The organism is Bacillus sp. NS1, assembly GCF_058248265.1.
The window spans coordinates 1,014,930-1,034,957 of record NZ_JBZAZF010000001.1; the positions used below are offsets into that span (position 1 = coordinate 1,014,930).

Consider the following 20,028-nt stretch of genomic DNA (forward strand, 5'->3'; position numbering starts at 1 on the left):
ATGCAGGAAATAGTCGGTTACTTAGTGAAAAATCCAGAAGTTTTAGATGAGGTCATGGAAGGTAGAGCCTCTTTATTGAATATAGATAAGGATCAATTGAAAAGTATAGTTGATGCCTTTAGAGGATTGCAAATTTATACTAATGGTAATTGGGTTCCTTCGTGAGGCTTTATTAAATGAAGGCATGGTACAACAAAGTTTCAATTTTTTTGATTTTAGTGAGTTTAGTCTATGTAAGTTATTTAACGTATATAAGTTCGAGTAAACTTTTAGTTGGTGCAGCAGTAGCCAAAAATCAAGACAATGAAGTTGTAATAACAAATATTGAGGAGTTCTCTACGGCTTATTATTCAGGACTACAAAAAGGGGACGTCATCAAAAGTATCAATAATCATAAAGTTAAACGTCCTCTTGAAGTTCAAAAATATAATTCAAACCATGTGAGCTCAATAGTCGTCGAGAGAAATGGAGCAAAGGTTAAAATTAAGCCTGATTTAATGAATGATGGAAATTTTACTACTTTTGTGATCCCACTAATATTTTATATAGCTTGTCTATTTTGTTGTTTCTTCATTCTAAAAATAAATGAATCGAAAAAACTACTCTCTGCTTTGATTTTAATCATTTTTTTGTTATCTGCTTCTTTAGCTTATTTAAGTGCGGGTGGATCTGCAAAGGGAGATTGGTTAAGCAGATGTATAATGGTATTCACTTTAACATCTGTAATGTTTAACTATCTTCTTTTCTTATATCAGTATTTTAAAGAGCTAGGCACTGTGTTATTTAACAAAAAAGTTTTCATAGTATATGCAATTCCAGTACTAAATCTAGTTTTTGAATTGTTGCGAACTCACCTTTTCTTTAGACATTATGTGCCTAAAATAAATTTACTTTCGTTCTTTATTTCATTTATAATCGTGAGCGTATATTTTGGATCTATTTTAATTAAAAGTAAGGATACTGAACAAGCGCATATTTTAAAAGTTCTTACCATAATTAATATTTTATCTTTTTCGCCGTTTTTGTTTTTATATATAGTACCTTATGTATTCTTAAGCACTGATGGGATTTCTTCTTTTATAGCTGCTTCATTTATGTTCCTAATACCATTTTCTTTGGTTTATCAATTTATGACAAATAAAATTTATAATGTGGATTTTATTTTAAGTAGGTTAAAATATTATGGAATTTTAGCATTAACGCCCACAATTATTTTAGTTACTGTATTTGAGTTAATGGGAAGTCCAACTGGAGATTATTATTATTTCAGACTTGCGATTCTGATGTATATTATTATGGTGGCAGTGTTTTATTATAAAGAAGTTCTTGATTTTAAATTTAGATTAAAAAGGGTTTCGGAAAAATTCAATTATCAAGACAGTATATATAAATTTACGCAACTGATTAGAGACTCAACTTCCCTGACTCAAGTATTTGAAGAACTGAAAAATACTATACTTGAGGTCTCTCTAGTTAGCCGAGCATATGTATATGAAGTTTCAGCAGACGGAAGGATTAAGCTATATGATGATGAGACCGTAAATTCATTCGAAAAAGTCTATCAAAAAGAATTTAGAAAAGTAACATCCGAAATAGGGAAAATTGTTGAATTTAATAAAGGCTTTGTCATGAAGATAGGTGAACGCGGTGGGAAATCATTTGTGATTCTTTGTTTATCTAAAATGAATACGCCCCGCCTCACACTTGAAGAACTTTCTTGGCTGAAAACCTTGGCTTTTTATACAAACGTATCGATCGAAAACGTCATGAAAATTGAAGAGCTGATGAGTCATTTAGAAGAAATAAAACAACAAGAATCAAACCCAGTATGGCTCAAAAAACTCATGTACACCATCGAGGAAAAACAACGCTCTGATCTCGCCCGCGATCTCCACGATTCCGTTCTTCAGGATTTGATTTCATTAAAGCGCCAGTGTGAGCTGTTTTTGGCTGATTTTAAGAAGGACGATAATCCTTGTCAGGAAGAGGTGCAGGACAAGCTTGTACAGATGAATGAGCAGATGTCTGATGTGATTTCAATGACGAGGGAGACGTGTCATGAATTGCGGCCGCAGCTTCTGTATGATCTTGGGCTGGTGAAGGCGCTGTCGAAGCTTGTGGCGCAGCAGCAGGAGCGGGTTCCGTTTCATATCCGTTTAAATACCGGCAGATTTACGGCTTCGCTTGATCTGGATTCGCAGCTGAATTTGTACCGGATCATTCAAGAGTTTCTGTCTAATGCGGTCAAGCACTCTCAGGCGACCGATGTACTGATTATGCTCATCAGTATTCAAAACAAAATCGTTCTTCATTATGAGGACGATGGCGTAGGGTTTGATCAAGAAAAAAATAATGGGCATTCCATGAGTATGGGGCTTTCTGGCATTAAGGAGAGAGTCAGGGCTTTAGATGGACGCCTTCGGATTGAAACAAGTGAAGGAAAGGGCTTTAAGGCTGATATTGAAATCGAATTGTAATGGTTTTATAACGGAAACGACTTGGCACAAGCCAAGTCTTTTTTATAAAATGGAAAAGAGTGAGTAAAAGGGAGGAAAACATGAAAAAGATACTAGTGATTGATGACCATCCGGCTGTCATGGAAGGCACCAAGACAATTTTGGAAACGGATTCGAATCTGTCTGTTGATTGTCTCAGTCCTGAACCGACCGAACAGTTTATTAAGCAGCATGATTTCTCGTCATATGATCTCATTTTAATGGATCTGAATTTAGGCGGCGAGGTTAATGGGATGGAGCTTTCTAAACAGATTTTACAAGAGAATCCTCAGTGTAAAATTATCGTTTATACCGGTTATGAGGTCGAGGATTATTTTGAGGAAGCGATTCGTGCGGGTCTGCACGGTGCCATCAGCAAAACGGAATCTAAAGAAAAGATCACCCAATACATATACCACGTACTCAACGGAGAAATTTTAGTCGATTTTGCTTACTTTAAACAGCTAATGACTCAGCAAAAAACAAAGCCGGCTCCTTCCTCTCAAAAAGAACAAGATGTGCTCACACCTAGAGAATGCCTGATTCTTCAAGAAGTTGAAAAGGGATTTACAAACCAAGAAATCGCAGATGCACTTCATTTAAGCAAGCGGTCCATTGAATACAGCCTGACATCTATTTTCAATAAGCTGAATGTCGGTTCCCGGACGGAAGCGGTTTTGATTGCGAAATCAGACGGTGTACTTTAGATAAAGGGGGGTTGTATATAATGGATATGAAACACACATTGCTTGAAGCACTTGGAATTGAGATTGTTGAAAACACAGCGGAACGATGCATTGCGGTCATGCCGGTGGATCATCGGACGGTGCAGCCTTTCGGATATTTGCATGGAGGTGCTTCAGTAGCTCTGGCGGAAACCGCGGCTAGCGCAGGGGCGCAGAACCTGATTGATCACACTGCACAAGCTTGTGTCGGTTTGGAGATTAACGCCAACCATTTAAAATCCGTAAAGGAAGGAACGGTAAAGGCAGTAGCCGAACCCGTTCATATAGGCAGAACGACTATTGTCTATCAAATTCACATTTATGACGAGCAAGAGAGGCTGATCTGTATCTCCAGATGCACGCTGGCTGTCATCAAGAAATAAAAAAACAGCCGGAACTCTGCCTGTCCGGCTGCTTATTTTTATAAGTAAGAATCCTCTTTTCGTTTAATCACAAAGTTTCTGATCCCGTTATAGTCATCCTGTACACTTCTCTTATCAAGCTTGACGCCGGAGTTGTACGCAGCACGGCAGATCAAGTGTCCCCCGACAGGCGACGTAATAAAGATAAAGAGAATCCCGAGCAGGATTTTAGCGGAAATGTTCCCCGTTACAAACCACAAATAGAAGAAGACACCAAGCAGAATCATATTGACGCCTAACGTTGAGCCTTTAGATGCAGCATGAGAACGTGTAAACACATCAGGAAGGCGAATTACTCCTAATGAAGCAACGAGGCACACAAGTGCGCCAAGCAAAATGAATACAGCCACTACGACCTTAGCGATTTCGATCATTTTCGATAATCTCTCCTTTCTCCAGGAACTTGGAAAATGCGATCGTTCCGATAAATGATAAAATCCCCAGCAGCAAAATAATATCCAGAAATGCACTTGTGTTCAGCAATATGGAGACAAGCGCCGTGATTGCGATCAGATTAATGCCGATTGCATCTAGAGCCACGACCCGGTCAGGCACAGTCGGCCCTTTAATGACACGAATGACATACAAAAAGGTAGACACAGCCACAATGCCGAGTGCGAGTTGCAGAATCAGTGTAAACATCAGCGGCTCACCTCCTGTATGGCTTTTTCAAATGACTCGCGAATATCAAAAATGGCTTTTTCCGCATCCTCGATATCCATCGCGTGAATATATAGAATCGTCCTGTCATCTGAAATATCCATCACCAAGGTTCCCGGCGTTAACGTAATGAGCAGTGACAGCAGGGTGATTTCCCAATCCGTCGTGAGCTCTGTTTTAAAAGCGAAAATGCCCGGTCTGATATTCAGTTTCGGCGATAGGACTGATTTCAGTACACTGACATTGGCAAGGTACAGTTCCTTTAAAAAAATCAAAAAGAGTTTGATGATAGAAATCATTTTCCAAAGATAAAACTGGCGAGTAAAAAAGCGCCGGAAGAAAAAGAGAGAGAGCATTCCCAGAATATAACCTGTGAAGAATCCTGCGGTGCTTGGACTATTGCTCAAGAACATCCAGCAAAAAGCGAGAAACACATTTAATAAAATTTGAAATGCCATGCGATCTACTCCTTCAAAACAGCTTCAATATATTTTTCCGGATTCAGCAACGTCTCGGCCGCTTGATCAACGTAAGGCGACACCCATTCTGTACCCAATCCGAAGAGAAGAGACAGTAAGAGAAAAATAGCTGCCGGATAAAGAAGTCCTTTAGCTGTTTTATGATTTGGTTTTGGTGTTTCTTTTTCTTCGCCCCAAAACGCATGTATAAAGATCCTCAGCACAGAGTAAAGTACGAGCAGACTCGAAAGCAAAATCAGCATGGAAATCGTAAATTCACCTTCTGCGAAGCCGCCTTCCGCAATCTTAAATTTGCCGACAAATCCGCTGAGAGGCGGGATGCCAGCAAGAGAAATAGCTGAAATGAAAAACATCCATCCAAGAACAGGGTAGCGTTTGATCAGCCCGCCCATTTTTTTCAGGCTTGCTGTTCCTGTCAATGCGATCAGCGTGCCCGCCAGCATAAATAAAGCGCCTTTAATCAGCATATCGTGAATCAGGTAGTAAATCGCGCCCTGAATTGATGCGGGGGTATGAACTGCCACACCGAACAAAATCACGCCGACAGCAGTAATAATGTTGTAGATCACAATTTTCATGACATCCGAATAAGCGAGTGAACCGATAACACCGAAAATCACAGTCAGCGCCGCCAGCCAAATCATCAGCTGATGGGTAAAGGCTGTATCGTGAATAAAAATCAATGTGAAGACCCTAGTAATCGCATATAAACCGACTTTTGTGAGCAATGCACCGAACAACGCGGAGATTGCCGCCGGAGGAGCGTAATACGACCCTGGAAGCCAAAAGTAGAGGGGGAAGATTCCGCCCTTCATGCCAAATACCAATAGCAGCAGGACACCAATCACAGTGATCAGCCCGGTTTGTCCTGATTCGCTGATTTTCACACTAAGGTCCGCCATGTTTAACGTACCGGTTACAGCGTATAAAAAGCCGACACCGATGACAAACAAGGCAGACGATACGATATTAAACACAATATATTTAAGGGACTCCCGCAGCTGAATTTTTGTGCCGCCTAATACAATCAGCATATAGGAAGCGATGAGCAGAAGCTCAAAAAATACGTACATATTAAATAAATCGCCTGTTAAAAACGCTCCGCTGACACCGGCAAGCAAAAACTGAACGCCGGAGTAATAAAAGGAACGCTCCCGTTTTTCACCGACTGAACGGAAGGAATAAAGCACAACCAATAAACCGATTATCGATGTTGTGAGAACGAGCAGGCTGGCGAATTGGTCTGCGACCAGCACAATGCCGTACGGCGCTTTCCAGCCGCCCAAACTGAGTGTCTGGATCCCATTTGTAAAGACTGTCTGTACGAGTATGCCACTGATCACAATCCCGATTGCCGATGCCGCAGTGCTGAAGATCCGCATGAGCATAAGATTCTTCGTCATGAAAATCAGCAGAATGGCCGACAGGAGCGGGATCAGGATTGGCAAAATAACAAAATTATTCATGTTGATCATTTCCCCTCATTTGATCCATATCGTCCGATTTCAATTCCTGATAAGCGCGGAAGGCCATGACGAGGATGAATGATGTGACGCCAAACGAAATGACAATTGCCGTCAAAATCAGGGCTTGCGGAAGCGGATCGACAAATGATTTGGCATGCTCGCTCAAAATCGGAGCGGCACCTTTCTTTAATCCTCCCATAGTCAAAAGCATTAAATGAACGCCATGGCTTAACAGTGCTGTTCCGATAATGACGCGAAGCAGGCTTTTAGACAGCAGCAAATACGTAGCAGCCATAAAAATAATACCGGCTAAAACAGCCATTAAGATTTCCATTATTCTTCCTCTCCAATCGTTTGAATAATGGTCATCGTAATGCCTACGACAACAAGATAAACGCCTAAATCAAATATCGTCGCCGTGGCGAGCTCCGTTTTCCCAAAGATTGGAAGCTGAAAGTATCCGAATGTATGGGTTAAAAAAGGAGCCCCGAAGACAAAGGAGCCAACCCCGGTCAAAACAGCGAGCAGAAGGCCGGCTCCCGCGATATAAATGAAATTAACCGGCAAAATGGAACGAACGGTTTTTAAATCATATGCCAGAAGTAATAGAACGATGGAAGAGGATGTGATCAGCCCGCCGACAAATCCTCCTCCAGGCGCGTTATGCCCTGATAAAAATAAATAGAAAGAGAAAAGCAAAATGATAAAGGATACAAGTTTTGTCACGGTTTGAAGAATCAAGTCATTTGTTTTTTGTTCATTCACCGCTTTTCCCCTCCTCTTTTACTTTTGTTTTAATCATGCTGTAAATGCCGAGAGCGGCAATCGTTAATACCGTAATTTCAAACATTGTATCAAAGCCCCTGAAATCAACGAGGATGACATTGACGACATTATCCCCTCCGCCGAGATCATGGCTGTGTTTTAAGAAGAAGGATGAAATGCTGTCCTTTGTCCGCTGGCTTGAAGATGCAATACCAAGCAGGGTGACGATAATGCCGACGCCTAAAGCAATGATAAAGTTCGTCAATCGGAACGTTCTCGTTTTCTTTTTCAGCCTCAGTTTCGGCAGGTGGTAGAAACAAAGCAGGAACAGTGCCACAGAAATGGTTTCAATGACTAGCTGAGTCAATGCTAAGTCCGGCGCCCTGAAAATCACAAAAAACAGTGCGAGCGTATAACCGACAACACCGAGCGAGATAATCGCCGTCAGTCTTGATCTGGCAAAAACAGTCGCCGCTGTGGCGCTGATCATGACAACCGTCAAAATGATTTCGTATACGCCGATTTTAGCCATGCCTTCCGTTGTAAAGGAAAACCCGCCTTTGATGACAAAAGCTCCGCCCATCAGAATGATGAAACCAGCGAAGATATACAGCAAATAATCTCTTAAAAACCCGGTCATATATTGTTTGGTGACTCGATAAGACCCTTTCTCCATCAGCGTCACAAGCTTGTCGTATAACCGGTTGAGTGTGAGCTTGGAAGGAAACAGCTTATAGATTCCCTTCCACTTATTCATTGCCAAATATCCAAGTGTGCCGAGAACAATGATGCCAGCTGTCATCTTCAATTCGGTCGTCGGCCCATGCCATTGTGAAATGTGAACATGGAATTTCTCATGGCTGTCCAGCAGTGTCGGGTAGATCGAGTTCATCGCAGGCTCTATCAAGCTGTACGACAATATATTCGGGAAAAAGAAGAGGCTGACAGCCAAAGCGACAAGTATGACAGGTGATACGAGCATGCCAATCGGTGCTTCGTGAGCCTGTTTTTCAAGCTGCTCAGGCTGGTAACTTCCTCTAAATGTTTTAAACAACAATTTCATGCTGTAGATAAACGTAAATACGCTTCCGATCCAGGCGAAAACAGGGAATAACATGCCCCATGTCTGTACGTTGAACAGATCGAAATGTGTGATGCGAAGCATGCTTGTGAAAAACATTTCTTTACTCAAAAACCCGTTAAACGGCGGAAGGCCGGCCATTGAAAATGTTCCGATTAAGGAAATCGTAAATGTAATCGGCATAATCGCCATCAGGCCGCCGAGCTTCCGGACATCCCGTGTGCCTGTTTCGTGATCGATAATCCCGACTGCCATAAACAAGCTTCCTTTAAAAGTAGCGTGATTGATTAAATGGAAAATGGCAGCCATAGCGGCAACTGTATAATATTCTGTATGGCCATAATGAAGGGCCGCAGCACTGACTCCGAGCATGGAGATGATCATTCCGAGCTGGCTGACGGTTGAAAATGCCAAAATCGATTTTAAATCAGTTTGTTTCACGGCATGGAATGAACCCCAAACCATCGTAAAGAGCCCGACGAGGGAAACGATCCAAAACCACTGAGCTGAAAAGGCGAAAATAGGACTAAATCTCGCAATCACATAAATGCCGGCTTTGACCATAGTAGCTGAATGGAGATAAGCGCTGACAGGTGTCGGAGCTTCCATCGCATCAGGCAGCCAGATATAAAAAGGGAATTGCGCGGATTTCGTAAATGCCCCTAGTAAAATGAGAATCATAGCCGGGATAAACAAGTCGTGGCCGGCAATTAATTGAACCTGATGAATCATCTCTCTAATACTGAAGGAATCCGTTATCAGATATAGGAGAATAAATCCGCCGAGCATGCACAGCCCGCCGCTGACCGTAATCAAAAGTGATTTGGCGGCGCCGTAGCGAGACTTTTCACGCTTATACCAATAGCCGATCAGCAAAAAGGATGAAAGGCTGGTGAGCTCCCAAAACATGTAGAGAACCATGACATTGTCTACAAGAACGACACCGAGCATGGCGCCCATGAACATCAATAAGTAGACATAAAAGGGACCAAGCTGTTCTTTTTCTTTCGATAAATAATAAATGCTGTAAAGAGTGACCAAAGAGCCGATGCCTGTGATCAGCAAGGCGAATAATAATCCGAGACCGTCTATATAAACGGTAAAATTAATGCCAAGTGAAGGAATCCACTCAAATACCGACCGCAATGTTTCTCCGGATTGTGTCATCCTGATCATTGGGAGAAAGTATATAAACAGCAAGACGGGCAGGACCAACACAAACCAGCCCGTGTGCACTCTTTTTGCGTATTTTGCCAAGAAGGGAATGATAAAAGCAAATAAGAAAGGCGATAAAATAGCAAAGTGTAAGAGCTGCAAAGATAAGACCTCCTTTTTCTCTTTCTCAATTGAAAAATGCGCTATGTATCAAATATACGGTCAAACGACCTAGTCCAAATTATATCGCACTTTTCTGCAAGCTGCCATGCTTCGAACTGCGCAATGAGCTTTTATGAGTTCTTTTGACCTTAAAATAAGTCTAACAAAAATAATGTCATTTGTATATTTAAAATCATTCCTGATCAAGCTGAATGTAAGGAGCTGGTCATGTGAAAAGAAAGGTATTGATGTGCTCAGGTTTATTCTGCTCAGTATTTGCAGGGGCATTCATGTTGAATCAATATGACGGACGCAGCGGTGGGAAGGCTAGTGAGGAGTGGGAGCTGTATTTATTGGAGCACCACCTGTCAGCAAGAATGAGTGAAATGGAATCAAAGGATCTGCCGTTTGGCCCCCGAGAGTATATTCGGATTGTGAACAGATAAAAAAAGAGTTCCGTATATAACGGAACTCTTTTTCTGATTATGAAGTGAAAAAACGAAGCAGAACTGTCGCGCAAATGACTGTACCTGCACCGCCGAGGCGGGTGGAAATTTGGGCGAACGGCATAAGGCCCATTCTTCCTGACGCAGATAAAATTGCAACATCACCAGTTCCGCCGAGACCGCTGTGGCAGCAGGTAACGATTGCAGATTCAACCGGGTACATGTTCATCAGTTTGCCCACAAAATATCCAGAAGCAATCATTGCGATAACTACTGAAATACAAATGATGACAAACGGAATAGAAATCACAGACGCCACATCATCCAACGGAATAAAGAGGATGCCGAGACCGACCATCAGCGGCCATGTAAAGCTTGAAGAAATAAACTTATAGAGCTGGTAAGCGCCATCCTCCATTTTTTTCGGAAGAATATTCGCATATTTGACAGCCGCCGCTGAAATAATCATTAAGATCGCACCCGGGATGAAGATGAATTTCTCCAATAACCCGCCGAAAATAAAGAATGTACACGCGAGCAGAACACCGGCTCCCATCAGTTTAAAATCAATTTTTGCTTCGGCTTCTTTTTGGTTGAAAATCTCGTTTGCTTTTTTAGATTTTACGAGGCGACCGTTTCCATTTAGATCTGGACGCTTATCGCCAAGCTTTTTCATTAAGGCAGCACAGATGATAGCAAAAACGTTTCCGATAATAGCCGCAGGGACCAGCTGAGATACAAACACATCAGCGGATGAACCCAGTATTTGTGAATAGGCGATTGAGAGCGGCAAAATTCCTTCACCTATTCCTCCGGCAATAATCGGAACAACAACAAAGAAAAAGGAATCATAGGCACTGTAGCCAAAAATAAATCCGACAAGGATGCCGGCCGCAACTGCCGCGATTGTTCCAGCAACCAATGGAACGAACATTCTAATAAACCCTTGTATTAAAACAGTTCTGTTCATTCCGAGGATACTTCCTACAACTAGACAAGCGATATAGAAATAAAGGAAGTTAGATGTTTTCATCAAGTTGGTTACAGCGTCTAAAGATGTTGAGTTCAGCACATTGTAAAAGACTAAAAATGAAGGAACAAACAAAGATAAAATAGCAGGGCCGCCAATATCCTTCAATATCGGAATGCGCTGGCCGATGTCTCCAAGAAACACACCCAGAATCATGATGATGGCAAACCCGCCAAGCATGTTTGCGGGCAGCTCATTGTAATAGGCTGCAAGAATAATAATAATAGCTAACACTGTGTATAATGGCAGAGGAATCACACCGATTTCCCAGGTCCAGATTTTTTGAAACAGGTTTTTCTCCTGTGGGTCTTTTTGCTCAGGTGAAATTGTCCCCGTTTTTGGAATTGCTCCCATGTCATACACCCCCATGTATTGTTTGTTACAGTCTACAAGAAAGCGTTAACACTTCATATTTTTTTAAGTTAAAAAACTGATAAACAATTAAATTAAGAGGGACATTTGGATTAGAAAAAAATCCCTGAGAAGCGTCTTCCCAGGGAGAAGGTTTTATCTTTTTCCTTTAATATAAGGCACGCCATTAGCTTTTGGGGCATCTGCACGCCCAATAAAGCCGGTTAAAGCGAGAATCGTTAATACATAAGGCGCCATCAGCATATACACATTCGGTATGTCTTTAAAAAGAGGGAGCAGCGAGCCGATGATGCTCAAGCTTTGGGCGAATCCGAAAAACAGGGCGGCCCCGAGTGCTCCAATCGGATGCCATTTTCCGAATACAAGGGCTGCCAGTGCGATAAAGCCTTGCCCGGAGATGGTAGAGTGCGTGAAATCAAGCGCAATCGTGGAGGCATATACGCCGCCGCCGAGACCGCCGAACAATCCGCTGATCATCACGCCGATGTAGCGCATTTTATATACGTTGATTCCCATCGTATCGGCCGCCATCGGATGCTCTCCGACAGAACGGATACGAAGGCCGAACGGTGTTTTGAACAAGACAAACCAAGAAATAATGGCCAGTGCAATTGCAAGAATAGACGTATAATAGACATCCGAAAAAAAGATCTTTCCCAATACAGGAATGTCGCCTAAGCCGGGAATCTTCGTTTTATAAAAAGGCTCAGGGATTTTGTCTGTCTGCGCTTTGCCGTAGATCAGTTTTACGATAAATAAAGTTGCCCCAAGCGCCAGCATGTTAATGGCGACACCGCTGACTGTCTGATCGGCGCGAAACGAAATCGCTGCTGCGGCGTGAATCAGTGAGAACAGCGCGCCTGCTGCCATGGCGGCAAGGAGTGAAAGCCAAGGCGCAGCGGCACCCAATTCGGGACCTAAAAATAAATTAAATAACACGCTGGTGAATGCCCCGATAATCATGAGACCTTCAAGGCCGATATTCACAACACCTGATCTCTCAGAAAACACGCCGCCGAGAGCAGTTAAAATAAGCGGGGCCGCATAGACGAGTGTAGCTGGGACAATGATGGATAAAATCTGCACAATGTCCACTTAGTTCGCCCCCTTTTTCTTCAATTTGCCCATGACAAAACGAATCGCGTAGCTTGAAGCCACAAACAGAATGATAATGGCAATCACAATATCAACGACCTCTGACGGTACACCTGATTCAATCGGCATATTTAAAGCGCCGATTTTCAGGCCGCCAAGCAGGCATGCAGCCAGCACAACACCGACAGCTGTGTTTCCCCCGAGAAGAGCGACAGCGATACCGTCAAAGCCTACGCCGGTAAATGCGCCCTTCACGGCTGCGTATTCGAAAGTCCCAAGCCCCTCCATGGCTCCGGCAAGACCTGCAAAAGCACCTGAGATGAGCATGGAGGTCATGATATTCTTGCGCACGCTCATACCGGCATACTGGGAAGCGTGCTGGTTAAATCCGACCGCCCGAAGCTCAAATCCCTTTGTTGTTTTGTTGATGATAAACCACATGATAACTGCTGCGAGAAGAGCAACGACGATCCCCCAATGCAGCCGTGAATAATCGGTTATCTGTTCAAGAAACGGCGAGCGGAGGGAGGCGGATTCATGAATTTTCTCCGTCTTATCCTGACGATCTGTCAAGACGTTTGAAATGATGTAATTGGTCATATGCAGCGCGATATAATTCATCATAATGGTGACAATGACTTCATGAACGTAAAAGCGTGCTTTCAAAATACCGGGAATAAAACCCCATAATCCTCCTGCTGCTGCCGCTGTAATCAATGCGAGCGGCATGTGGATATATGCCGGTCCATCAAAGGCCGTCCCGACCCAAACCGCTGCTGTCCAGCCGACGAGCAGCTGGCCCTCGACGCCGATATTAAAGAGTCCGGTTCGGAATGCAAAGGCGACAGCCAACCCGGATAAAATATAAGGCGTAATTTGGCGGATGGTTTCACCGACATAATAGATTTCTCCGAATATCCCATTCCACAAAGCCGAATATCCGCTGATCACACTGTATCCGCTCGCAAGCATAATCAGTGCACCGGCCACAAGACCAAGGATGATTGCAATGAGCGGCACGAATAAATGAGAGAGTCGTTTAACCATTTGCTTTCCCCGCCTCCTTCCGTGTGCTTCCTGCCATCAAGAGCCCGAGCTCCTGCTCAGTGGTGTCCTGCGGATCGACGCTGGCGATCATGTGACCTTCAAAAATAACAGCGATTCTGTCACTGAGATTCATAATTTCTTCAAGCTCAAACGAGAGGAGAAGAACGGCTTTTCCGGCATCGCGCTGCTCAATGAGTTTTTTATGGACAAATTCAATTGCTCCGACATCAAGGCCGCGAGTCGGCTGGGCGGCTATTAATAAATCAGGATTCCGGTCTATTTCCCGCCCGATAATCGCTTTTTGCTGGTTTCCGCCTGACAATGCCCGGGCGTGTGTATATTCATCCGGCGTTCTGACGTCATACTCGCTGATCAGGCTGCGGGCTTTTTTGTACATTTCGCTTTTATGTAAAACGCCAAATGCTGAATACGGCTTTTTGTAGTAGCTTTGCAGCACGATATTTTCTCCGATCGGAAAATCAAGGACGAGACCGTGTTTATGGCGATCCTGGGGAATATGCCCGATTCCGGATTCGGTGACTTTTCTTGGCGCTAGGTTTTGGAGCTGTTTTCCGTTTAAGGTGATTGTTCCTGAATCTGTTTTGCGGAGTCCTGTTATTGCTTCAATCAGCTCAGATTGCCCATTTCCGTCAACGCCAGCAATACCGACAATTTCTCCTGCTTTGACAGAAAGCGACAAATTCCTGACTGATTCTACTCCGCGGCCATCCTTTACAGTCACTCCGTCAATCACAAGCACTTCCGCCCCTGGCTGAGCTGCCTTCTTTTCGGTTTTGAACGATACTTCGCGTCCGACCATAAGACTGGCGAGCTCGTCTTTGTTTGTATCCCGGACATCAAGTGTTTTGATGCCTTTTCCTTTGCGGATAATGGTAACGCGGTCACAAACCTCCATAATCTCTTTTAATTTATGGGTGATTAAGATGATTGATTTCCCTTCATTGACCAGGTTAGTCATGATTTGCATCAGTTCTTTGATTTCATGAGGGGTCAATACAGCCGTCGGTTCATCAAAAATCAGAATATCGGCCCCGCGGTAGAGGGTTTTTAATATTTCTGTGCGCTGCTGCATGCCGACTGATATGTCAGCGACTTTTGCTCCGGGATCAATCTGAAGGCCGTATTGGTCGGATATGTCCTGCACCTCTTGGACAGCACGCTTCCGATCAATTTTGCCAAACTTTTTTGGCTCTTTCCCGAGAATAATGTTTTCTGCAACTGTAAAGGTGTCAACAAGCATAAAGTGCTGGTGCACCATTCCGATTCCAAGGTCATTCGCTTTGTTCGGGCTGTTGATGAGGACCTTCTCGCCGCGCACCCGAATTTCGCCCCGCTCCGGCTGATACAGCCCGAAAAGGACATTCATTAGCGTTGATTTCCCCGCTCCGTTTTCACCGAGCAACGCGTGTATTTCGCCTTTTTTGACCTGAAGGTTGATATTGTCATTGGCGACGATACCAGGAAACTCCTTGCGAATATTGAGCATTTCAATGACATATTCCACTGATCGACCGCTCCTTTAATCAAAATAAAAGAAAAACAAGGGATAAGGGCTCGACCTCCTTATCCCTGCGCTTCTTATTCAGCTTTGAAGGTTTTCAGCTCTTTCTCAGTTGCTGGCACTTCCAATCCATCGATGATTTTTTTCTTCCATTTATCAACCGCTTTGATCACATCATCCGATAGATTTTGTTGAGATGAGGAAATGCCGACCCCGTCTTTGTCAAGGCCGTAGGTGAGCGTTTCGCCGCCTGGGAACTTTCCTTCGCTTGCTTTTTTCGTTAAATCTTCAACCGCTGTATCTACTTTTTTGACCATGGAAGTGAGGGTGACGTTATCATCTGTTCCTTCTACCTGGCCTTCCGCGTATTGGTCTTTATCAACACCGATCACCCAGACATCACGTTTCGGATTTTCTTTTTTTAGGTTCTTCGCTTCAGTAAAGACACCTGTGCCAGTGGCTCCTGCTGAATGATAAATAACATCTACCCCGGATTTATACATGCTTTCGGCGGTGGCTTTACCGACGTCGGCTTTATCAAAACCGCCTGCGTATTTCACTTCGACAACGGCTTTAGGGTTTACAGCCTGCACGCCGGCACGGAAGCCGACCTCGAATTTTTTGATTAATTCTGATTCCATGCCGCCTACAAATCCGATTTTTCCTGATTTGCTTGATAGAGCTGCGGCCACTCCAACGAGAAATGAGCCTTCCTGCTCTTTAAACGTAATACTTGCAACGTTGTCTTTATCAACAACAGCATCTATAATTGCAAAGTTTGTATTTTTGCGCTGATCAGCAATTTCGCTGATTGAGTCCTCCATTAAGTAGCCGACCCCGTAAATCAAGTCGAAATTCTCACGTGCTAATTTATTTAAGTTTGTTGTATAGTCTGCATCTGATTTTGATTGAAGGTAGTCGTAACCGTTTTTGCCTTTTTCAAGCCCGTTCTCTTTCCCGAAGGCTTGAATGCCTTCCCAGGCTGATTGGTTAAAGGATTTGTCATCCACTCCGCCTACGTCAGTAACCATCGCCACACTGAATTTATTTTTTTCTTCGCCGGAGCCGCTGCTTTTTTCGCTGTTTCCGCATGCTCCTAATATGGTGCTTGCTGCGATCACAAGTGACATCGCCAATCCGATTTTTCGTTTATTCAAGATATAACCCCCCAGAAAAATTTGGTTCAAAGCTGATCCGGCCAGTCATGTGATGGGCTGTCCTGAACAATTTCTTATAATCGATAAAATTTTCTGATAATAACAAATGGAATGCGCTGAGACAGTTCTGGTCTTCCCTGAATAAGCATGGTGTGAGTGTTTCCTTCGAAAGGAGGGGAAGGGAAGGATGCGGAAGGTTCCGGGCGGAAACCGTGACATCTTTTTCTGAAGTGAGACTTATGACTTAGTTTCGGGATCAACTAACCAATCATAATTTATCATTTTACTCACAAGAAATAAATAGAATTTCACATATTTTTTAAAAAATATCTATTTTTAGAATTGTTTGTTCAAACGTGTGAAAAAGCCCTTTATTATCCTTGTATAACTTATCATCAATAGAATCAAGCAGCTTGGCAAGAGATATGACAGAAAAAAACGCACTGCTCGGAGTGAACAGTGCGTTTTTTTTATAGATATTGTTTAATTCCGTTAAGGTTTCCTGTATTCACGTTGTACTGAAACACAGGTCTTCCGATTGTGCCGTATGCCATTTCTACATTCAGAACCTGTATATCTTCAAGAAACTTCAAGTATTTTCGTATGGATACTTGAGAGATCTCTGTGTGGTTTGCCAAGTCTTCTGTCGTAAAAGATTCATTTTCAAATGACTGGATACTGGACCAAATCAGCTTCAGCGTGCTTTTTGTCAGGCCTTTAGGAAGCTGCACTTTTTCTGTTGCTTCTTTCTTTTGAAAAAGCTCGGCGTCCAGTTCTTTTTGGCTCATGTTGCGATGGGTGGAATAAACCTTTTGTTTTCGTCTGTAATCTGACAGGGCAGTTTGGAAACGTTCAAATTCAAACGGTTTGATTAAATAATCGACAGCGCCGTAACGAAGTGTTTTCTTGATAACGTCAAGCTCGCTGGCCGCTGAGATGACAATCACGTCAACCGCTTCATTTTGGGCTCTCAGTTCCGTGAGAAGTTCCAGCCCGTTTTTACCCGGCATATAAATATCGAGCAAGATGAGGTCGATGTGATGCTCTCCTAAAACATGAAGAGCGCTTTGAAAGGAAGAGGCGATGCCTTTCAACTGAAAGCCTTCTATTTGGCTTAAGTATCGTTTATTTAATTCACCCACCATGGGGTCATCTTCAACTATTAGTACATTAATCATGATTTTCCTCCTTCGGTTCGTACGGGACGCGAAGACTGAATGTCGTTCCTTCATTCTCTTCGCTTGTGAGGATCATTTGGCCCTTTAAATTTTCGATGCTTTGCTGTGTAAAATAAAGGCCGAATCCCCGGTTTTTGCCCTTTGTTGAATAGCCTTGTTCAAATACTTTGGCTTGATCTTCTTCAGACATGCCTGCTCCTGTATCGGTAATTTCAATGTCCAGTATGCTGTTATGAAAACGCATGGACATGGTAATTTGTTTTTTAGGCATATTCGCAACGGCGTCCAATGCATTGTTGATGAGATTTCCGATGATTGTAATGAGTTCATGAATGACTGAAGGGTCTGCCGCGTTCGGGATGACACCTTTGCATTCAATATCAAGATTTGCGCCCTGCTCCCGGATGAAGCTCTGTTTTCCGAGCAGAAAACCGGCCAGTACGGAGCTTTTGACATCATTTATAATTTCGCTTGTTTCTGACTTTTGCTGAATGGCAATATCTTTAATATAATCTCCAAGATCATCATACTCTTTCAGCTGGACGAGTCCTAATATCACATGCAGTTTGTTCATAAATTCATGAGACTGTGCTCTCAATGCGTTTGCATACATTTTAACACCGGAAAGCTGTTCGGCTAAATGTTTTACCTCGGTTTTGTCCCGGAATGTCGCAATCGCTCCGACGGTTTGTCCTTTCAGCTGGATGGGAACTTCATTAAACACAAGCTCTAACCCGTTAATGCGGACGTCTCTGTCTTGAAGAGGTTTTTTTGTCTCAATGACCTTTTTCAAGCGGCTTTTCGGCAAGAGGTCATTTACATCCTGATCAACGGGATTTGTGTTGATGCCCATTTTCACGAATAGACGCTTTGCTTCCGCGTTGGCAAGTTTGATTTTCCCGTGTTCATCGACAGCGAGTATTCCTTCCTTCGTCGATTCCAGCATTGCGCTCCGTTCTTCAAGAAGAGTCGCAATTTCATAAGGTTCAAGTCCGTACATGATATTCTTCACCGTACGGGCGACGATAACAGCTCCGATCACACCGACGAAAATGCTGACGCAAATAATAAAGTAGAGCGGCCGTAAGCTGTGGCTGATCACTTCATCAATTTCATTTACGGTGATGCCGACTGCGACTGCACCGGCCTGTTTTCCGTTCTCCGCGTAGACAGGGACGAAAGCCCTCTGCGATTTCCCGAGCGTGCCAGAGGCAGTGCTGATATGCACATGTCCTTTTAATACTTCGGATTCATCACCGCCCATGAATTTTTTTCCGATTTTGTTCGGGTCGGGATGGGTTTTGCGTATGCCGTTCATATCCATGACGACAACAAATTCCGTGCCGGTGATTTTCTGAACCCGCTTTGTGTAGCTTTGCAGCTCCCTCTGGTTTTTTCCGCTTTCTAAGGCAGAGGCTGTGATTGGCGCTTCGGCTACCATTTCAGCAGTCTGCAGCGCAGTGGCTTTTTCCTGATCTCTAATCCGTGTGGTGGTTTGGGCACCTACAGTAAAAAATGTAATGAGCAGTGCGATTAACACAACGATACAAACAAATATGGTAAGTCTGGTTTGCAGTTTTAATGTTTTTTTCATATAAAACTTCCTTACGTTTTATGATTCCTGCGTACTACTTTACTCTCAAAATGCTGCTTTGTGAAGATTTGGGATCGTAATTCGTAAAAAGGAGAAAAAATGGAATAATTTATCTTGTCAATGTGTTTTAAGTCCTCCATAATAAATGAGGTAGATTATAGAAAGGGACTTTTTTATATGAAAAATACTTATTTGACAGGATACTTTCCGCTGATTGCGATCCTGCTTTTTAGTTCGTCGTTATCCATTTCAACTTCACTTTATGCGTTGAAGATGCTGTCTTCATTTGGAATGTATGATGGAATGCTCGATTATTTTTCAGAGAAAGGGATCAGGCTTGCGTTATTTGCTGCCTTTGCACTTTTATATTTTATGGTTCTGTCAGCTCTGAAATTAATTGCGAATACCGTGACTGAGCTATCATTGCTGTTTTTTGCTAATGATCCGGAAGGGAACAATCTGAAAAAAATCAGAATGGGTTCCATGATTTATTTAGGCGGCGGGATTTTATCCTTTGTGCTCTTGCAAAATGTGATCTGGATTGTGATCTGGTTTGCGGTCGTCACGCTCGCTTACTTTGTGTTTATTGTATACCGGATTTATTCAACGCTTTCTCTTATGTCATTAGTCGGGTTCATTCTTTTGGAACTGCTGTTTTGGTTTACCTTTGTTATCGGTATTCTGTTCATATTTATCAAGCTTTATAATAGCATAATGGCTAGCTTACCTGTGTAAGCTAGCCATTTTTTCGTTTACGGTAAAAATCTTTTTTTAATAGAAGGGGAGGGAAGCATACATTCATTTTTCTTGCCAAACCACTTATAGCGGTTTTTGGCTATGAAAGAATAGATCATATCTCTCAAAGGCTTCGGCACTGCAAAAAACAGGACGAAGAGCCGCCATGGGCCCCGCAGATGCCTGAAAACCTTAATGGCTGCAGTTGACTTTGTGTACACTTGGCCGTCTTCAATAAAGACAAAGCTGTCAAACTGATCAGTCGGGAGCCCGCTTTTTTTCAGCAGGCTCTGTCCTGTTTCCGACTGCAGCGATGTAAAAGAAATCAATCCGTCTGGATCACGTTTAATGATAAATTGCACGGCGCCATTGCATAAATTGCACACGCCGTCAAACAGCAAAACGCGATTTGGAATTTGTTCTGATGCCACGCCAGCTCCCC

The 20,028-nt window shown here is 43.1% G+C and carries 21 protein-coding genes; 6 read left to right on the forward strand and 15 right to left on the reverse strand.

Features of this window, described 5'->3' with window-relative positions:
* From comX to AC4CV5_RS05090, 4 genes are all read left to right on the forward strand, one after another.
* On the forward strand, positions 1 to 165 hold the full coding sequence (gene comX / locus AC4CV5_RS05075; RefSeq protein ID WP_015384519.1) for a competence pheromone ComX: 165 nt from the start codon (positions 1 to 3) through the stop codon (positions 163 to 165).
* An 11-nt stretch (positions 166 to 176) separates the two neighbouring features.
* Positions 177 to 2,477 carry a histidine kinase gene (locus tag AC4CV5_RS05080; RefSeq protein WP_166848870.1) on the forward strand — a complete coding sequence of 767 codons (2,301 nt, stop codon included), beginning with the start codon at positions 177 to 179 and terminating at the stop codon, positions 2,475 to 2,477.
* Between the two features lie 80 nt (positions 2,478 to 2,557).
* Positions 2,558 to 3,202 (forward strand): two-component system response regulator ComA, encoded by a 645-nt coding sequence (comA, locus tag AC4CV5_RS05085; RefSeq protein WP_166848873.1) that lies wholly within the window; start codon positions 2,558 to 2,560, stop codon positions 3,200 to 3,202.
* Positions 3,203 to 3,222: 20 nt separating this feature from the next.
* A complete protein-coding gene (locus AC4CV5_RS05090; protein WP_490922166.1) occupies positions 3,223 to 3,603 on the forward strand; it encodes a hotdog fold thioesterase in 381 nt (126 codons plus the stop codon).
* A 38-nt stretch (positions 3,604 to 3,641) separates the two neighbouring features.
* On the opposite strand, the gene mnhG is transcribed toward AC4CV5_RS05090, so the two are convergent.
* From mnhG to AC4CV5_RS05125, 7 genes are read right to left on the reverse strand one after another with little or no spacing between them, the layout of a single operon-like run.
* Positions 3,642 to 4,016: a monovalent cation/H(+) antiporter subunit G gene (gene mnhG, locus AC4CV5_RS05095; protein WP_166848879.1), complete on the reverse strand. Its 375-nt coding sequence runs from the start codon at positions 4,014 to 4,016 to the stop codon at positions 3,642 to 3,644.
* The gene (locus AC4CV5_RS05100; RefSeq protein WP_166848882.1) at positions 4,000 to 4,284 is read right to left on the reverse strand and encodes a Na(+)/H(+) antiporter subunit F1; all 285 of its coding nucleotides are present in this window, start codon (positions 4,282 to 4,284) and stop codon (positions 4,000 to 4,002) included. Before AC4CV5_RS05100 ends, mnhG begins: the two co-directional genes overlap by 17 nt.
* A complete protein-coding gene (locus tag AC4CV5_RS05105; protein ID WP_166848885.1) occupies positions 4,284 to 4,760 on the reverse strand; it encodes a Na+/H+ antiporter subunit E in 477 nt (158 codons plus the stop codon). The genes AC4CV5_RS05100 and AC4CV5_RS05105 overlap by 1 nt, the downstream gene beginning before the upstream one ends.
* Positions 4,761 to 4,765: 5 nt before the next feature.
* Positions 4,766 to 6,247 carry a Na+/H+ antiporter subunit D gene (locus AC4CV5_RS05110; RefSeq protein ID WP_166848890.1) on the reverse strand — a complete coding sequence of 494 codons (1,482 nt, stop codon included), beginning with the start codon at positions 6,245 to 6,247 and terminating at the stop codon, positions 4,766 to 4,768.
* Positions 6,240 to 6,581, reverse strand: a complete 342-nt coding sequence (locus tag AC4CV5_RS05115) for a Na(+)/H(+) antiporter subunit C (protein WP_003220730.1) — start codon at positions 6,579 to 6,581, stop codon at positions 6,240 to 6,242. Before AC4CV5_RS05115 ends, AC4CV5_RS05110 begins: the two co-directional genes overlap by 8 nt.
* Positions 6,581 to 7,012, reverse strand: coding sequence for a Na(+)/H(+) antiporter subunit B (locus AC4CV5_RS05120; RefSeq protein ID WP_166848893.1), 432 nt, complete (start codon positions 7,010 to 7,012; stop codon positions 6,581 to 6,583). Before AC4CV5_RS05120 ends, AC4CV5_RS05115 begins: the two co-directional genes overlap by 1 nt.
* Positions 7,005 to 9,410 carry a Na+/H+ antiporter subunit A gene (locus AC4CV5_RS05125; RefSeq protein ID WP_222141945.1) on the reverse strand — a complete coding sequence of 802 codons (2,406 nt, stop codon included), beginning with the start codon at positions 9,408 to 9,410 and terminating at the stop codon, positions 7,005 to 7,007. The genes AC4CV5_RS05120 and AC4CV5_RS05125 overlap by 8 nt, the downstream gene beginning before the upstream one ends.
* A 230-nt stretch (positions 9,411 to 9,640) precedes the next feature.
* Between AC4CV5_RS05125 and AC4CV5_RS05130 the strand changes: the two genes are divergently transcribed.
* A complete protein-coding gene (locus tag AC4CV5_RS05130; protein WP_166848899.1) occupies positions 9,641 to 9,856 on the forward strand; it encodes a hypothetical protein in 216 nt (71 codons plus the stop codon).
* Positions 9,857 to 9,893: 37 nt separating this feature from the next.
* Here the strand turns inward: AC4CV5_RS05130 and maeN are convergent, their stop codons facing one another.
* From maeN to maeL, 7 genes are all read right to left on the reverse strand, one after another.
* A complete protein-coding gene (gene maeN / locus AC4CV5_RS05135; RefSeq protein ID WP_490922167.1) occupies positions 9,894 to 11,240 on the reverse strand; it encodes a sodium/malate symporter MaeN in 1,347 nt (448 codons plus the stop codon).
* A gap of 153 nt (positions 11,241 to 11,393) precedes the next feature.
* On the reverse strand, positions 11,394 to 12,353 hold the full coding sequence (nupQ, locus tag AC4CV5_RS05140) for a guanosine ABC transporter permease NupQ (protein WP_326221984.1): 960 nt from the start codon (positions 12,351 to 12,353) through the stop codon (positions 11,394 to 11,396).
* A complete protein-coding gene (gene nupP / locus AC4CV5_RS05145; RefSeq protein WP_222141944.1) occupies positions 12,354 to 13,400 on the reverse strand; it encodes a guanosine ABC transporter permease NupP in 1,047 nt (348 codons plus the stop codon).
* Positions 13,393 to 14,925, reverse strand: a complete 1,533-nt coding sequence (locus tag AC4CV5_RS05150) for an ABC transporter ATP-binding protein (protein ID WP_456520467.1) — start codon at positions 14,923 to 14,925, stop codon at positions 13,393 to 13,395. The genes nupP and AC4CV5_RS05150 overlap by 8 nt, the downstream gene beginning before the upstream one ends.
* Before the next feature lie 74 nt (positions 14,926 to 14,999).
* Positions 15,000 to 16,079 carry a guanosine ABC transporter substrate-binding protein NupN gene (gene nupN / locus AC4CV5_RS05155; RefSeq protein WP_166848914.1) on the reverse strand — a complete coding sequence of 360 codons (1,080 nt, stop codon included), beginning with the start codon at positions 16,077 to 16,079 and terminating at the stop codon, positions 15,000 to 15,002.
* Between the two features lie 470 nt (positions 16,080 to 16,549).
* Positions 16,550 to 17,257 (reverse strand): two-component system response regulator MaeM, encoded by a 708-nt coding sequence (gene maeM, locus AC4CV5_RS05160; RefSeq protein WP_166848917.1) that lies wholly within the window; start codon positions 17,255 to 17,257, stop codon positions 16,550 to 16,552.
* A complete protein-coding gene (gene maeL, locus AC4CV5_RS05165) occupies positions 17,250 to 18,851 on the reverse strand; it encodes a two-component system sensor histidine kinase MaeL (RefSeq protein WP_490922168.1) in 1,602 nt (533 codons plus the stop codon). Before maeL ends, maeM begins: the two co-directional genes overlap by 8 nt.
* Before the next feature lie 177 nt (positions 18,852 to 19,028).
* Here maeL and AC4CV5_RS05170 point away from each other — a divergent pair, with 177 nt between their 5' ends.
* The gene (locus tag AC4CV5_RS05170; protein WP_003220744.1) at positions 19,029 to 19,586 is read left to right on the forward strand and encodes a YufK family protein; all 558 of its coding nucleotides are present in this window, start codon (positions 19,029 to 19,031) and stop codon (positions 19,584 to 19,586) included.
* A gap of 17 nt (positions 19,587 to 19,603) precedes the next feature.
* Here AC4CV5_RS05170 and AC4CV5_RS05175 read toward each other — a convergent pair whose 3' ends face one another.
* Positions 19,604 to 20,017, reverse strand: a complete 414-nt coding sequence (locus AC4CV5_RS05175) for a thiol-disulfide oxidoreductase DCC family protein (protein WP_166848941.1) — start codon at positions 20,015 to 20,017, stop codon at positions 19,604 to 19,606.
* Between the last annotated feature and the right edge of the window lie 11 nt (positions 20,018 to 20,028).

Excerpts from the sequence above, each read along its gene's own strand:
- comX (WP_015384519.1), top strand. The coding sequence starts at position 1 with ATGCAGGAAATAGTCGGTTACTTAGTGAAAAATCCAGAAGTTTTAGAT.
- AC4CV5_RS05080 (WP_166848870.1), top strand. The coding sequence starts at position 177 with ATGAAGGCATGGTACAACAAAGTTTCAATTTTTTTGATTTTAGTGAGT.
- comA (WP_166848873.1), top strand. The coding sequence starts at position 2,558 with ATGAAAAAGATACTAGTGATTGATGACCATCCGGCTGTCATGGAAGGC.
- AC4CV5_RS05090 (WP_490922166.1), top strand. The coding sequence starts at position 3,223 with ATGGATATGAAACACACATTGCTTGAAGCACTTGGAATTGAGATTGTT.
- mnhG (WP_166848879.1), bottom strand. The coding sequence starts at position 4,016 with ATGATCGAAATCGCTAAGGTCGTAGTGGCTGTATTCATTTTGCTTGGC.
- AC4CV5_RS05100 (WP_166848882.1), bottom strand. The coding sequence starts at position 4,284 with ATGTTTACACTGATTCTGCAACTCGCACTCGGCATTGTGGCTGTGTCT.
- AC4CV5_RS05105 (WP_166848885.1), bottom strand. The coding sequence starts at position 4,760 with ATGGCATTTCAAATTTTATTAAATGTGTTTCTCGCTTTTTGCTGGATG.
- AC4CV5_RS05110 (WP_166848890.1), bottom strand. The coding sequence starts at position 6,247 with ATGAATAATTTTGTTATTTTGCCAATCCTGATCCCGCTCCTGTCGGCC.
- AC4CV5_RS05115 (WP_003220730.1), bottom strand. The coding sequence starts at position 6,581 with ATGGAAATCTTAATGGCTGTTTTAGCCGGTATTATTTTTATGGCTGCT.
- maeN (WP_490922167.1), bottom strand. The coding sequence starts at position 11,240 with ATGGGAGCAATTCCAAAAACGGGGACAATTTCACCTGAGCAAAAAGAC.
- nupP (WP_222141944.1), bottom strand. The coding sequence starts at position 13,400 with ATGGTTAAACGACTCTCTCATTTATTCGTGCCGCTCATTGCAATCATC.
- maeM (WP_166848917.1), bottom strand. The coding sequence starts at position 17,257 with ATGATTAATGTACTAATAGTTGAAGATGACCCCATGGTGGGTGAATTA.
- maeL (WP_490922168.1), bottom strand. The coding sequence starts at position 18,851 with ATGAAAAAAACATTAAAACTGCAAACCAGACTTACCATATTTGTTTGT.
- AC4CV5_RS05170 (WP_003220744.1), top strand. The coding sequence starts at position 19,029 with ATGAAAAATACTTATTTGACAGGATACTTTCCGCTGATTGCGATCCTG.